Genomic DNA, 14,698 nt, shown 5'->3' on the forward strand with positions numbered 1-14,698 from the left:
ACATTATTTTGCAATTACTGCTTCGTTGACTAAAAAGTCGCTCTGAATTTCAGCATGGCCGTCGTATGAAACTGGTTCTATGGCAACTGATCCCATAACTTTAGGCGTTAGTGTAACTATACCGTAGCCCCCTGAAAAAGATAAATCTAATGAGATTGAGGCTATATCAAGAGCAGTAGGATTGGTTACACTTTTATCAAGTATAATGACAGTATTGGAAAGGGGAGCGTACTGTCCATCGTAACTTTGACTGATCACTATCTGTGCCTGAAAACACAGCACAAACGACACTCCGGAAGCATAAGAGCCCCCCTTTATAACACCGTCGATCCAAATTCGATAGAAACCAGCATTGGTGTTGTTGAAAGGTAGTTGGTTGGCTTCTCTAAACCGTAAAATGACTACTGGCGTAATGGAACCGCTAGTTCCTGCCGATTTGGAGTTGGTAAAAAGTTGTTTTATCCGGCCCCCCTTTTTTTCGTATGGCTGGTCCGAATTCACAATGACATTTTCAGAGCGTTTCAATAGATTAGCAGAAACCGCATACTGATTATCAGTAATATCGAAACAGGTGATTTCACTATTTGTCATAAAGCCAGTGGCCTGCTGATAACCATTACCTATTGGAGCATGATAGATAAAATAGCGTCCGGTGCGTTCTCCAGGATTTGGTAAGGTGACTTTGGCTTTTAGACCCTTAACGCTACATCCAGTCAAGTCTATGAGATCGGTAGTAGGAGCCAAAGAATTTACCATCACCACATTGATTATATTCCCATCGAACCCCCCTAGAGTGGCTCTTAATATTCGGGAATACGATTCAATGGTAGCATATATGTTGATGTTTGTAGTGTAACGTACACATTGAACTGCCGTTTCATTAGCCCCTTGCGCAGTAGAAAGCCGACCCATATACCCATCGAATGTGATACTGTTCGTTCCAACCAGAACTAAGGCTGGTTGTCGTTTTTCGTACGCCTGAAGTGAAGCCCCCTTTATGCTGACAACACCCATTGATCCAACTCCAGTTGAAAGTGTTTGATAAGGACTTGATACAGTAAGGTTATTGCCTGTTTCAGCCAGATTAGTCGTTGAACTAAATACCATAGGCGTATTGGCACGAATAAGACATTCATGGGCGAAGAACTCTTCACTGCGCACATTGAGAAGACCTATTGTTCCGAAATTATTGTTGGCAGTTGCGTAATCTTCTAACTGAAAGTAGCAGTTTTTTATGCCACAGTTAAGACCGCCATTGGCTGTCAATGCGAATAAAACACCAATGGTAGAACGAGTAGCACCGTAGACAGATAGAGAAAGAAATGTAAGGTTCTCACAGCCAGATATATTGGACCCACTAAAATCAAAGATAACCCCGCTGGTTCTGCCAATTATATTCGAGTTCAGGTAACGTCCTCCATCGCCAGTAAGCCATAAGCCATTAACGTTCGTTACATTGATTGGCGAAGAGATATAGTAAAAGCCAGCTGGAAAGTAAACAGTTGCCCGGTAGGCCCCTCCACCCGCAGCTGACAGTGACTTTGCATAATTGATCGCGTTTTGAATAGCGACTGTATCGTCTGTTTGACCATTACCGATAGCCCCAAATGGAGCATCTTTGACATTGACAGGCATAAAAGCTCTCGTTGACAGGTTGAATTAGCTTATTTAAGTAATGTCAATATTACGCCAAATATTTCTATAATCGCGAAACAGTTGTAATTTAAAAAACACCTTTTAGGTGACTTTGCTGCATGAAATATGAGCCTTAATGAACACGTCAGTAGGGGGCTGTAGGGGAGAGAAAATTATAAAATATCACGAATAGGTTTTCTCGCTTGGATATACTAATTGCTACTTTGTCAATTATATTCTCCACTAATGTTTTTATGTATTTTTTTAAAATATTTGGTTGATATTCAGATGTTTAATAAGCGCTTCTCTGTTGAGCTAACTATTATTGAGTTAAAAGGAATACTTCTGAACGGTGCTAATTGACCCACTAGATCTGCCTTTTATTCGCCAATGCCTACGATAACTAGCGAATTATTAAAGATTGTTGTCCATGCTCAACTCTACACTGCCTAACTTTAACTGTGGTACCTTACTAAAATATTGACGATACAATGCTACTTATGTTGACAATATTTGTATAAATTGCTCGATGAAGAATACAAGTAACGGAATGTCGGTAACGGTTCAAAGTATACATAGATATGGTGTGTGTATACTTACACGACGAGATTTTAGGCTGTTGGGACTGAAACATGACAAAATAGTGTGAGCGTGTTTATTCGTAGAAAAGGGGAGGGTGGTTATGTTCAGTTTCATTAATGGGATTGTTTCTACGAAAATTGGTCGTAAACTAAAACTCATGATAACTTCTGCATGATAATTGCAATAATTCTTAGTATGAACAGCTAGGTCAAATTTATAACTGCTGTGATACTCAAGAAACCATATAACCGGTGTTTAACAATGTCCTTTCTCGATTCTTTACCTAAAGCACTATCAAAGAGCGTTCTCCTGAAGGGACAACGCTAATAATTCAACTCTAGCGTAACCAACTTTATTTATGAAAACACTATTATTTTTTGTCTCATTGTGCGTATTGTACGTTACGCAAGGAGCCATGGCACAAACCAATTTTGTCGCCACTACTCCGTCTTCCTCCACTCCCGGTTCCGACAACACTTTGGTTGGTGTCGGGGCTGGTAATCTAAATATGAGTGGAGCCAGTAATCTGTTTATTGGTCGTGGGACAGGTACTTTAAATATGGCGGGCACTCAGAACGTGTTTCTAGGTGCTTTTGCGGGTTATCAGAATCAATCAGGGCAGGGTAATTCGTTTATAGGGTATCAAGCCGGATATACTAACTCTACCGGAAATAATAATACCTTTTCAGGTGCAGGCGCTGGCTACACCAACAGTGCTGGCTATAACAACTCGTTTAATGGATTCAGAGCAGGTTATAACAACACTACCGGATTCAGTAACTTGTTTATGGGCGCAGGGGCTGGTTTCGTAAATGACGTAGGAAACAATAACTCGTTTGTAGGTGCAGATGCCGGTTCAAATAACAAGGGAGGTAACAATAACGTTTTCTTTGGTTCTTTGTCAGGGGCAGCAAACACAACTGGATCTATAAATACATTCATTGGAACTCGAGCAGGTTTGGCAAACACTACCGGGACATCAAATTCATTTGTAGGAACCGAAGCTGGTTACAGTATTATCACAGGTAGAAGTAACACCTTCTTAGGCACTAGAGCTGGATATACCAATAAGACTGGAGTAGATAACGTTGTTGTTGGTGATAGTGCGGGTTTTAAGTCTGAAGTATCACAAAACGTTATGATAGGTGCTAAAGCCGGGTACAATAACTCTACTGGTATTAACAATTTATTTATTGGAAATCGGGCTGGTTATGGTTCGAATGGCTCTACTGCTTACGGTAATGTTTGCGTTGGACCCTACACGGGGACAAGTTTATCTTCTGGTTTTTTTAATTTGATTTTAGGGCCGTATTCTGGGGGTAATATGACTACCGGAAGTAACAATACGCTTGTTGGGTACGGGACCGGAGGTAACAACAGTACTGGGCAGTACAACACACTTATTGGTAGTGCATCTGGTTTTAACCTCAATTCAGATTACAATGTACTCATTGGATCACAGGCCGGATATGCAGTAACAAGTGGTCAGAGTAATGTGAGTGTAGGTGTTAATTCTGGCACTAATATTCAGACTGGAAGTAATAATACATTTTTGGGAACGGGCGCTGGTAGTCCAGCAGGACAACCAGCTTTACAAAATTCGAGTGCACTTGGTGCTTACGCTCAAGTATCCATTTCTAATGCACTTGTTCTTGGCAACAATGCTAACATTGGTATCGGTACCTCCGCACCAGCTAACAAACTGGAAGTGGTAAGTTCTTCTGTCAACACGTCAGGATTACGCTTAACAAATCTGAAGAGTAGTAGTCCGGTGACGATAGCAGCCACTAAGTACCTGACTGTAGATGCCAATGGAGATGTCGTGCTGGGCAATGCCAGTGGGTCAGGCCGGGTAGGAGCTGATGAAGCTGCCTGGCAGTTGGATGGTGAGAATCTAAAGAACACAAATGCTGGCGGAGTTGTCATTGGTTCAGGAGTTGCTAATACGCCCGCTGGCTATCGGCTATATGTAGCTGATGGCATACTTACTGAGAAGGTGAAAGTAGCTATCAAAAGTACCAGTGCCTGGTCTGACCGGGTGTTTGAAGATGGGTACAACTTGCGTAGTCTGGGAGAGGTAGAGTCGTACATTAATCAGAAGAAACACCTGCCCGGTGTGCCCTCGGCCGAAGAAGTTGTGAAAGAAGGTGTAGATGTTGGGCAGATGCAGGCCAAACTGCTGGAAAAAGTAGAAGAATTGACACTTTATGTTATTGAACTAAAGAAGCAAAACGAGTCACTCAAAAAGAAAAGTGTAGAATTAGAGCAGCGGGTTAATAAACTTCAACCAAAAACGCGTAAATAATATGCGACTCTTACTACTATTTATGGGTTGCTGCCTGACATTGACTTGCCTGGCGCAGCAACCGCAACGGACATTACGTATTCAGCTTAGCTATGAGAACTCAGATCAACGGCTGGAGCAAGCTGTTGAAGCGATTGTGGCTACCAGCAGAATTGGTAAAGTTGCTAACGTTGAATACAGAGCGGGTCAGTCAGTAACTATGTTGCCAGGCTTTGACGCGCAGCATGGTAGTGTATTTCTGGCGCAGGTAAAAGAGGTTCAGATAAACGGGGAGCCTTCTTTACAACTGGCTGCTTTTCCTAATCCATTCGAACAATCAACGACCATCAAATACTATCTACCCGCGGATGGGAAAGTAAATTTATGGGTTACCGATGCGCAGGGTAAGGTGGTTGGGCAGTTGCTACGGGATGAAAATCAATCAGCAGGGCAGCACAATTTGGAGTGGAAGCCCACTTCTCTGTCTGATGGGGTATATATCCCTATTCTTGAAGTTAATCAGCAACGGGCTGTTAGTCGAATTGTGAAGAAGTAATAAAGTACCTTTAACGAATATAATGAAAAAGACCCGGTCTGTAAACGGGTCTTTTTTTCGTTATTGCGGGTTGTTTCACTATGTGTTGTCTGGAAAGTAAGGACATTTGCCGTAAAATTGGCGGTCGGCATCATTATTGTTACCGTGCTTATTCACGTTATACCCGACAGTCAATGCGTACTTGCTCAAAGTCAGGTCTTTTCATCGTATTGTTTTTTTTGTCATTATCTCTCCCAGTCTACTGGCTCAGCCAATCCGTAAGCCGGGCCAATATTTTGTCGAAGCAGGCAGCAATCTATCCACTTCCACTGAAACACCATTCTGGCTACGGGCCAACCAGTATGGAATTGTGCCGAATCGCTCCCCTACATCAACCCTGCGCCTGGGCCTATATAGCAACTACGACACCAATAGGCATAGTACCGGACACTGGCGGGACGCGAAGTTTGATTTTGGTTACGGATTAACCGTTGTTACCAACACAACACAAAGCCTTTTGCCGTATGAAAAAAGTGTGTTGTTGCCAGAAGCTTACGTAAAAGTGCGTCGGGGAATCTTTGAAGCGTACATTGGGCGTCGACGCGAGCTGTTTGGACTGGCTGACTCTACTTTGTCAACAGGTTCATATGCCTGGTCAGGGAATGCGATGCCGATTCCCAAAATACAAATATCCATTCCGGATTTCACGCCTATTGGTTTCACAAAAGGGTGGGTAGCCGTTCAGGGTACATTTGCCCATGGCTACCTGGACGCGAATGGCTATATAAAAAATACCATGCTTCATCAAAAATCGCTTTACCTGCGATTGGGAAGACAACGTGATGTGGTTCGTTTATATGGCGGGTTAAATCACCAGGCTGTTTGGGGAGGGCAAGCGGCTGATCCGACGGGTATTCCAGGGACAATACCCGTTGGTGGTAAACTACCTAATGGCCTGGTAAACTATTTTTATGTATTGACTACGCTCAACTATGGTCGGACTGATACGCAACAGTACTCATTTTTTGACTTGACTAATCGGGTTGGGAATCACCTGGGGTCCATTGATATGGCCGTAGAAGTTGATTTAGTACGGCATGTGCTATACCTGTATAGACAAAACCTTTATGAGGACGGGTCGCTGTTTTATCTACTTAATATTGCTGATGGATTAAACGGAGTGCGACTGCGACGAAATAACCCGAAGGCAATTGTACGTGATATTTTGTTTGAGTTTTTCAATACGACCAGCCAGGGGGGAAACGTATTTATATTCGATGATCCCAATCTTCGGGGTAAAGACGATTATTTTAATCATCAGCAGTATCGTGATGGCTGGGCTTATCGAAAACATACCATCGGAACGCCATTTATTGCTCCTGCTTTCGGACCTCAGGACGAATATCCGTACGGTACCTTTACGGCAAATAACCGGGTATATGTATTCCATGCCGGACTGGCAGGGAGTTTGCCCATACGGTGGCGTACCTTGTCTGGCCCGGTGAGTTATCAAACGAAACTTTCGTTCAGCCGCAATATGGGTACGTATGATAATCCCTATCAATCTACTCGAAATCAGTTTTCAGCTTATGTGAATTTAGTTGCTCCCTTGTCCATTCTGGGGGGGCTGCAATTCACGGCAAGCATTGCTGCAGATGCTGGTACGCTCTATCGAAATAGCGTCGGTACGTTTATCAGCGTAAAGAAAACATGGCATTCGGGCGCAGCTAATTAGTTTAGTGAAATAATATCCTGATATATTGTATTTTTTTAAGAACGCATTTGTGTTTAATTTGCGCCCCGGTTCTATGAGCCGTTAGATAATATTCATGTGAAACCGTAAAATTTAACCATTAATTTAGCAAATATAGCTTGGTAGGCTTCTTGCCGAATTCTTGTTGAGAAAAAGTTGAGAGGTATGAGGCATCGTTATTCTATACTGTTCTTTCCGCTCCACGTAATCATTGATTTCCTGAGCCTTAATGCATCATTTGTTGGTGCTTACTGGCTCAAGTTTCAGGCACTGGAACCCGTTTCTGAAGCTCCTTACGCTACGCTTTGGTGGCTTTTCAATATAATATGGTTAGTTGAGATATTAATTTTAAAGCCTTATATCTATCCCCGTCAGCTATTCAAATCAGGGCACTTAATTAAGCAGTTGTTTCTTCTAGTATTTATCCATATTGCTATTATCGCAGTATATTGGGTCATTATTCAGGGGTATTATTATTCGAGAGAGCATCTCTTTATTACGTATGCTCTGTTTCTTTCAGTTGGTATCATTTTTCGAATTGGGGGGGTCGTTTTTCTCAAAGCCTATCGGGCCAGGGGATATAATAACCGGCGCTATATTATAGTTGGCTACGGTAAGCTAGCCAATACCATTCGGGCCTTTTATGATGCCCACCCAGAAATGGGGTTTCACTTCTGTGGTTATTTTGATGAACCGACCACCGAGAATGCTGGCTTACTTAAGGGAGGATATGAATCACTGTTAGAATACATCGGAAATAATCGGATCGATTGCGTTTATTGTTGTATGCCCTATATGGACAATCAACGGTTGAAGTATGCCGTCGATAACGCCGAGGTGGCTGATTATCAGGTAAAGATTTTGGTCGATTTCAGAGGTTTCCTGGCACGGGGTACATCCGTAGAATACCACGATTTCCTGCCCGTATTGAATTTGTCATCGCAAATGTTGGCTGATTTACAGGTCGACGTTCTCAAGCGGTCTTTTGATATTTTGTTTTCGGTGGCAGCCCTTGGCTTAGGAATGCCCTTATTTGTCATTATAGCCATATTGACAAAGGCTACCTCTGCTGGACCAATTTTCTATGCCCAGGAGCGTATCGGACGAGAAGGAAAACCGTTTAAGATATACAAATTTCGGAGTATGTACGTGGATTCTGAAAAATCAGGACCCGTCTTATCCGGTGGATTGCTCGACAGTCGTATTACCCCCTGGGGACGCTTTATGCGTCAAACCCGGCTGGATGAAATTCCGCAATTTTATAATGTACTTATCGGGGACATGTCGGTAGTTGGCCCCAGACCGGAGCGACAGCATTTTATTGATCAGATTGTGGAGATTGCACCCGAGTATCGTTCTCTATTGAAAGTGAAGCCGGGCATTACTTCCATTGGCCAAATTAAGTACGGTTACGCAGCCAGTATTGAAGAGATGGTACAACGACTACGCTATGACCTGCTTTATCCTAAACGCCGGTCCTTTTTATTTGATATGTGGATCATCGCCCAAACGCTGAGGGTAATGGCCCAGGGGCGTGGTAAATAATTGCTGCTGCCGCCCATTCGTCTAACTAGCTTACTATATGAAGTTTTTTTTCGCATGGGTTTGCTATAGCGTACTTGCTTTTCTCTTTTGCATATCTGCTAATGCCCAGCGTATAAATCAGTACAGTGTAGAAACCGGTACTTTATTTTCCTCAAGCCAGACACCTTTCTGGCTACGGGCCAATCAGTACGGGATTATTCCACTGAAGAATCCGGCTCTGCGATTAAATGCAAAAGTATATTCCGATTATAAAGTAGCGGATAGTATCGGCCATAAAGCTATCGTTGACTGGGGTTATGGTCTGAATGTTGTCACGAATATAGGGGCAACAAATCAGGTTGTTATCCCAGAAATGTATGTAAAAGGGCGTTTAGGTGCCTTTGAAATCTACGCTGGTCGTAGAAGAGAGCTCATTGGCCTTGTCGATACGCTGCTCACAAGCGGCTCTTATATTTGGTCTGGCAATTCGCTGCCATTTCCTAAAATTCAAGTTTCCTTACCTGCTTTCACGTCCGTACCTTTCACAAGCGGCATTGTATCCATTATGGGTACTTTCTCGCACGGCTGGTTTGAAAATGCTAATCGGTTGGTGAAAGGCTCCTACTTACATCAATCCTCTTTTTATGGCAGATTGGGTAAACCATCATGGCGCGTGAAGCTCTATGGAGGGGCCAATCACCAGGTTATGTGGGCTGGCCATTCCGACTACCTGGATCCCACAGTAGCTGCCAATGGTCAGCTACCATCCGGCATTAAGTATTTTCCGGCCGTTGTGCTGGGGACTCAGAATCCATTCCCTGGCGACCAGACTATTCAGACAATCAGCCGCTTCGAAGAAAATCGTATTGGTAACCATCTTGGGTCGATTGATTTAGCGGTTGAGGTCAATTCAACCCATTGGAATTTATTCGCTTATCGGCAATTTGTTTATGATGACGGCTCGCTGTTTTATGGTACGAACCTGGATGATGGATTGAATGGCCTACGTATAAGAAACAACCATCAGCCCGGCAGGCCAGCATTTTTTCTACGCCAGATTACCGTAGAATATCTATTCACCGGTAGCCAGGGAGGTGATGTATTTATTCTTGAAGATCCCCAACGGCGAGGCCGGGATGATTATTTTAACAATGCTCAATACCTCGATGGGTGGACTTATTTTGGACGAACTGTTGGTACACCGTTCCTGACCCCACAACAAGAGGTAAATCCATCTTTACCACCTCATTATGGAATTGCAAATAACCGTGTCAGTGCATTCCACGTTGGTTTAAGTGCATTAGTATGCAATAAAGTGGATATCATGTCCCGACTATCACTTAGTCGCAATGCGGGGACATACGCGGTCCCTTATCTTCGTGTTCCTAGCCAATTTTCGGGCCTGATAACGGCATCACTACCCATAAGTTTATTAGGTGGAACAGTATTAACTGGTTCTCTTGCTGTAGACTCTGGTGGATTATTACCCAATAGCGTCGGTGGATATATCAGTCTGCGTAAAACGGGTGTACTTAACAGGAAGCGCCCAACTGTAAATTCAACCGACAAATATTTTTGATTAACGCCACATCCCTGTTTTCTTTGTAGCCACTAAAGAACTTCAACGCAGTTTTACAGGAAATTGAACGGTATCTTTTGTATATACTATTTTTGCCGTAATCAGGTTGATATAATAATCGTATAGTAAAAAGGTGTGAGAATGGTGCGGAAAGGGAGAATATGGAATTGGTTTATACTGGTAGTTTTAGTGGGAGCGGGGATTTCCTGCGGCCAGGACGCTCAGAAGAAATTAAATCAGTCGACTCAGAACATGCGAACGTGCGCCGACGAACAGACGCTTACTCGCATTGAGCAGGAGAAAGTCCGGCAACAGATACGTGCGGATGATAAAGCCCGGCAGATTGAAGAAATATTTCGGCAAAAAGTAAGAAGTGGGCTCAACGGAAATGTGCTGGTTGCTCAAAAAGGAATAGTGCTGTACAAAAATTGTTTTGGATTGGGCCATTTCGAAAGAAGCCAGCGCGATACCTTGGTTGACGATTCAAAATTTCAATTAGCCTCACTATCCAAAACGTTTACAGCCGTTGGTACCCTGAAACTTATTCAGGCCGGAAAATTAAGTTTTGAGGATACCATTCAAAAATTCTATCCAGATTTTCCCTATCACCGCATAACCATTCGTGAACTGCTGAGCCATCGTAGCGGCTTGCCAAATTATCAGTACGCGTTTGATGACAGCATGAAGGTTAATTTTTACAAGAGAGAAAAACCTTACCCATCCAATGCAACGATTATGCATTGGTTTGCAATGGTAAAGCCAACCCCCAAAGCCTACAATATTCCTGGTCGTGGCTTCAGCTATAGTAATACCAACTATATGGTTTTGGCTTCTATCATTGAGAAGGTGAGCGGTCAAAGCTACGAAGCTTTCATTCATAGGAATATTTTTGAGCCGTTAGGAATGCACCAGACATTTGTGGCTACTACCAAAAATGATTCGATTAATCATCACCGAACCGCTGGTTATCAATGGAATCGGCGGATTCCTAAAGATTATTACGATGATGTAGTTGGGGATAAGGGAATCTATTCTACCACCGGTGATTTATTTAGGTGGTACCGTGCCCTGAATGGAGATTGTCTGTTACCGAGAAAGATGCTTGCCGAAGCTTTTATTCCCCGCAGTTTCGAGCGAAAAAGTACCAAAAACTACGGGTATGGGTTTCGGATGATGCTGAACGAGACAAATCAACCCGAATATATTTATCATTCTGGTTGGTGGAAAGGATACAATACCATGTTCTGGTTTAGCCCCAAAGATGAGTATGTAATCATTATTCTCGGAAATCGCTATAACACAACGGTGTACCGAGTTAAGGAATTGATTGATATATTGCACGGAAGCTCTAGTAATCAATCATCAGGGACGGATGCTGAAGTAGAAATATGAGTAGGGCCGACTAACCAGTCGGCTTTTTCTGTTTTTACACTGTTTCTGGCCTTAATCGACCGTTTCTTATGCGATTTTCTCTGTTGGCTATTCTTCTTATAACTACTTTGCCTGAAGTTACCTTTTCTCAGGAAGTGATTAATCTCTGGCCTGACAACGCTGTTCCAAACGCAATTTCCGGGGCCAGGATTCAGGAAAAGTCTGAAACAGACGCTAATGGCATTCTGCGAATTAGTAACGTATCCGTGCCTACTATAACAGCATACCTCCCTACTAAGGCGAAGATGACCGGTGCGGCCGTCATGATTTGCCCCGGTGGGGGATATGGCATTCTGGCGGCTAGTCATGAAGGCTCCGACATAGCCCAATGGTTCAATGAAATGGGTGTAGCCGCTTTCGTGTTGAAATATCGGCTTCCAAATCCTGAGATTATGACCAGTCAGCAGGAGGTCCCCTTAATGGATGCTGTACAGGGGATGACACTCATCCGGCAAAATGCGGGTAAATACGGTATTGACCCCACTAAAATTGGCGTAATGGGTTTTTCGGCGGGTGGGCATTTAGCAGCAACACTATCAACGCATTACCACCTCGATACCAAAACCAGCGAAACAGCAAAGCCCAATTTTGCTATCTTGCTTTACCCGGTCGTAACGTTTGGCGAGAAAGCGCATGTAGGCTCACGGAATAATTTGCTGGGTAAATTGAATGCTTCTCCGGAAATGATTGCCTACTATTCCAATGAATTACAGGTAACGAATCAAACACCACCTACCTTTCTGGTACATGCCGAAAATGACAAAGCTGTTCCGGTGGAAAATAGCATCAGTTTTTATCTGGCCTGTCTAAAAAATTCGGTTCCGGCCGAAATGCACCTATATCCAGTCGGGGGGCATGGATTTGGGATGCGTACCGCAAAATTTGGTTCGCTTAGTACTTGGCCGGAAGCATGCAAAGCGTGGTTGACAGCTTTGACCAGTTCTAAACTGTAAATTTCCGACGGGGAAATTGTCAGTTGTCCGTTCATTACGAAATGGCCTCCTGAATCATATAATCAGTTGATATATGATTCAGGAGGCCATTTCGCATACCAAGTTACCATGTACTCAAAAGGCAAGCAGCATTAAATGTGTTTAGCTGGCCAAAAAATCAACGGCTTGCTTAAGTGTGCGCTCGTTGTTTGTTTCAGGGTCAGTGTATGACCGCTCACCTACTTCTATAGTCAACTCTTTACCAACAAGCTGTTTGGTATCCAGTTCCTTATTTGCTTCGGCATGGATACCCACCCGCTCAAATAAGCTGATGATGGCTGGCATACCGGCAGGCGATTGGTAAAACCGGTGTGATACATAACCTTCGTCATTTTCAAACCGAACGGCAAAGAAAGGGATGCCTTTATACTCACTCGACCCCTCCTCAATAGCAGTTATCGATACCTGCTGCTGCCCGTTAGGTAGCAACGTTTTATCCTGTCCTTTTTCTACTGCAATTTTCATAACGGAAATTTTATATTTTATTTATATTATAAAAACTGAAACTATAGCTATTTGTTTCCGGAGAAAGTAACTTTTGGTAAAATATTCCTCGAAATATCTAGCTAGGAACAGAGTTGCCTTACCCTTATAATTTACCTGTATTATAAGTTCTGAAAATAAAACGACTAAAACCGTTTATCTGGGCCTGTAGGGACGCCGATAAACGGTTTTAGTCGGGTGTAGAACTACTTGTCGTTCAGAATCAATGGAACACTCCCACGACCATTCATAATGACAATTTTAGCGTTCGGAGAGGCTGCCAGTTCTTTCTGAGCTTTTATTTGCTCATACTGCAACTGTTTATCACTCAGGCCTGTCGACAGTATCTTCTGATAATCGGCAATTCCTTGAGCTTCAACCCGTTTCCGTTCGGCTTCCTGCCGCTCTTTCTGCAGTACGAACTGCATCTTTTGGGCATCCTGCTCGGCATTTATTTTTGATTCGATGGTCTTTTTAACGGATGCGGGCAGATCGATATTACGAATCAACAACTGTTCCAGCAACAGTCCACGCTGCTTGAAGTCAGCTTCAATCGTTTTATAGATACGGGTCTGAAATTCATCACGGCGGGTTGAGTACAATGCAACAGCATCGTAGTAAACGGCATTATCCCGTATGCGAGTACGCGTAATGGGACGCACTATTTTGTCCATATAATCTACACCAATCTGCCGATAAATCTTTGGCGCATCTGCGGGAACAAGCCGGTAAAGTACAGTAAGGTCTATAACAACTTCCAGTCCGTCGGCAGTGAGTACCCGAATGGCATCGTCACCCTGTTTCTGACCCTCATCGCGTGCGGCCGACATGGTATAATTCTGCGTTTTTACGTCAAACTCCGATACATCAGCCAATGGATTAACGAAGTTCAGACCAGCGTTCAGCGCGTGTTCGTTTACATTACCAAAAAGAGAAACGACCCCAACCTGGCCGGCATCAATTTGCCGGACACCTGAGGTAAGCGCGCCCACCACAATCATAATAATACCAACTATTTTGATGGGTCTGGAAAAATGGGCAATAGCAAGAGCAGGAGTATTAATTGCAAAACCGGCAATTAATACGAGCATACCAAGTATGATAAAAAACATTGTATTGTGAGTATAAGCCGTCCAACGCGGGCTGCCTTGGGTGAAAATAATGATTAAATTGCTATAACCTGGTGGTTGTCAGTTCGTTTTTCCGGGAGGATCGAACTGTATGCTGGTCATAGAATTAATCAAATATAGCTGAATAGCAGGGGGTAAAAAACGGTATTCGTAAGAACGGGTACCCGGTTATCCAATCGGTTTAGAAATAGGATAACAAAAAAAGGCATCCGGTAAACAACCAGATGCCTTTCTTGACCACACTGTATAACCCTTCAGTAGATTATCGTGAAGTTTTGGTACTCTTTTTCTTGTCTTTAGGCGTTGTCGCTTCCGGTGCTGCCGCAGCAGAAGCTTCTTTCTGCGTAGCAACTTCCCCTTTCAGATACAAAACTGTTTGGCCTGCTTCGGCATTGCTCGTTACCGTTACTGATTTGTTGAAAGGACCAGCAGCCGCTGCATTGAATGTAGCCGATACAGTCCCTGTTTTACCCGGCATAACCGGTTCACGTGTCCAGCTTGGCTTGGTGCAACCACAAGATGCCTGTGCATCATTGATAACGACTGGGTCAGAGCCTGTATTCTTGAATTCAAATACATACGTCACTGGCTTTCCCTGTTCAACTTTGCCAAAGTCGTGCGTTTCTTTCGCAAATTTCAGAACTCCCTTCTGGGCGTAGCCAACTGCGACAAACACAAATAAAGCTACGAAAAGTGAAAAAGTCTTTTTCATTATACTAAACGGAATTATGATTTGGTTATTAAAATACTGAGCCTTGTACCAGTAGCTT

At 43.3% G+C, this 14,698-nt stretch carries 11 protein-coding genes; 7 read left to right on the top strand and 4 right to left on the bottom strand.

From position 1 onward, the window contains the following. Nucleotides 1–3: 3 nt before the first annotated feature. Nucleotides 4–1,635 carry a glycosyl hydrolase family 28-related protein gene (locus B156_RS0100540; RefSeq protein ID WP_018617649.1) on the bottom strand — a complete coding sequence of 544 codons (1,632 nt, stop codon included), beginning with the start codon at nucleotides 1,633–1,635 and terminating at the stop codon, nucleotides 4–6. A 940-nt stretch (nucleotides 1,636–2,575) separates the two neighbouring features. Between B156_RS0100540 and B156_RS0100545 the strand changes: the two genes are divergently transcribed. The 7 genes from B156_RS0100545 (at nucleotide 2,576) to B156_RS0100575 (ending at nucleotide 12,276) form a co-directional block, all read left to right on the top strand. Further along, nucleotides 2,576–4,522, top strand: a complete 1,947-nt coding sequence (locus B156_RS0100545; RefSeq protein WP_018617650.1) for a cell division protein ZapB — start codon at nucleotides 2,576–2,578, stop codon at nucleotides 4,520–4,522. Between the two features lies 1 nt (nucleotide 4,523). Then, on the top strand, nucleotides 4,524–5,057 hold the full coding sequence (locus B156_RS0100550) for a T9SS type A sorting domain-containing protein (RefSeq protein WP_018617651.1): 534 nt from the start codon (nucleotides 4,524–4,526) through the stop codon (nucleotides 5,055–5,057). Nucleotides 5,058–5,238: 181 nt separating this feature from the next. After that, the gene (locus B156_RS0100555) at nucleotides 5,239–6,771 is read left to right on the top strand and encodes a capsule assembly Wzi family protein (RefSeq protein ID WP_018617652.1); all 1,533 of its coding nucleotides are present in this window, start codon (nucleotides 5,239–5,241) and stop codon (nucleotides 6,769–6,771) included. A 183-nt stretch (nucleotides 6,772–6,954) separates the two neighbouring features. After that, nucleotides 6,955–8,334 (top strand): sugar transferase, encoded by a 1,380-nt coding sequence (locus B156_RS0100560; protein ID WP_018617653.1) that lies wholly within the window; start codon nucleotides 6,955–6,957, stop codon nucleotides 8,332–8,334. Nucleotides 8,335–8,371: 37 nt separating this feature from the next. Then, on the top strand, nucleotides 8,372–9,892 hold the full coding sequence (locus B156_RS0100565) for a capsule assembly Wzi family protein (protein WP_018617654.1): 1,521 nt from the start codon (nucleotides 8,372–8,374) through the stop codon (nucleotides 9,890–9,892). Nucleotides 9,893–10,033: 141 nt separating this feature from the next. Then, nucleotides 10,034–11,284, top strand: a complete 1,251-nt coding sequence (locus B156_RS0100570) for a serine hydrolase domain-containing protein (RefSeq protein WP_026260499.1) — start codon at nucleotides 10,034–10,036, stop codon at nucleotides 11,282–11,284. A gap of 68 nt (nucleotides 11,285–11,352) precedes the next feature. Next, the gene (locus B156_RS0100575; RefSeq protein WP_026260500.1) at nucleotides 11,353–12,276 is read left to right on the top strand and encodes an alpha/beta hydrolase; all 924 of its coding nucleotides are present in this window, start codon (nucleotides 11,353–11,355) and stop codon (nucleotides 12,274–12,276) included. 141 nt (nucleotides 12,277–12,417) lie between these two features. On the opposite strand, the gene B156_RS0100580 is transcribed toward B156_RS0100575, so the two are convergent. From B156_RS0100580 to B156_RS0100590, 3 genes are all read right to left on the bottom strand, one after another. Beyond that, complete coding sequence (locus tag B156_RS0100580; RefSeq protein WP_018617657.1) at nucleotides 12,418–12,780, bottom strand: hypothetical protein; 363 nt, start codon at nucleotides 12,778–12,780, stop codon at nucleotides 12,418–12,420. 224 nt (nucleotides 12,781–13,004) lie between these two features. Continuing rightward, on the bottom strand, nucleotides 13,005–13,910 hold the full coding sequence (locus tag B156_RS0100585; RefSeq protein WP_018617658.1) for a prohibitin family protein: 906 nt from the start codon (nucleotides 13,908–13,910) through the stop codon (nucleotides 13,005–13,007). Between the two features lie 280 nt (nucleotides 13,911–14,190). Further along, nucleotides 14,191–14,640, bottom strand: coding sequence for a DUF1573 domain-containing protein (locus B156_RS0100590; protein ID WP_018617660.1), 450 nt, complete (start codon nucleotides 14,638–14,640; stop codon nucleotides 14,191–14,193). Nucleotides 14,641–14,698: the final 58 nt, after the last annotated feature.

Source organism: Spirosoma luteum DSM 19990 (assembly GCF_000374065.1).
Classification (GTDB): domain Bacteria; phylum Bacteroidota; class Bacteroidia; order Cytophagales; family Spirosomataceae; genus Spirosoma; species Spirosoma luteum.

What these genes read in the sequence shown, in the direction of transcription:
- B156_RS0100570 (WP_026260499.1), top strand. Translation starts at nt 10,034, where the DNA reads ATGGTGCGGAAAGGGAGAATATGGAATTGGTTTATACTGGTAGTTTTA.
- B156_RS0100565 (WP_018617654.1), top strand. Translation starts at nt 8,372, where the DNA reads ATGAAGTTTTTTTTCGCATGGGTTTGCTATAGCGTACTTGCTTTTCTC.
- B156_RS0100585 (WP_018617658.1), bottom strand. Translation starts at nt 13,910, where the DNA reads ATGTTTTTTATCATACTTGGTATGCTCGTATTAATTGCCGGTTTTGCA.
- B156_RS0100560 (WP_018617653.1), top strand. Translation starts at nt 6,955, where the DNA reads ATGAGGCATCGTTATTCTATACTGTTCTTTCCGCTCCACGTAATCATT.
- B156_RS0100580 (WP_018617657.1), bottom strand. Translation starts at nt 12,780, where the DNA reads ATGAAAATTGCAGTAGAAAAAGGACAGGATAAAACGTTGCTACCTAAC.
- B156_RS0100550 (WP_018617651.1), top strand. Translation starts at nt 4,524, where the DNA reads ATGCGACTCTTACTACTATTTATGGGTTGCTGCCTGACATTGACTTGC.
- B156_RS0100540 (WP_018617649.1), bottom strand. Translation starts at nt 1,635, where the DNA reads ATGCCTGTCAATGTCAAAGATGCTCCATTTGGGGCTATCGGTAATGGT.
- B156_RS0100590 (WP_018617660.1), bottom strand. Translation starts at nt 14,640, where the DNA reads ATGAAAAAGACTTTTTCACTTTTCGTAGCTTTATTTGTGTTTGTCGCA.
- B156_RS0100575 (WP_026260500.1), top strand. Translation starts at nt 11,353, where the DNA reads ATGCGATTTTCTCTGTTGGCTATTCTTCTTATAACTACTTTGCCTGAA.
- B156_RS0100545 (WP_018617650.1), top strand. Translation starts at nt 2,576, where the DNA reads ATGAAAACACTATTATTTTTTGTCTCATTGTGCGTATTGTACGTTACG.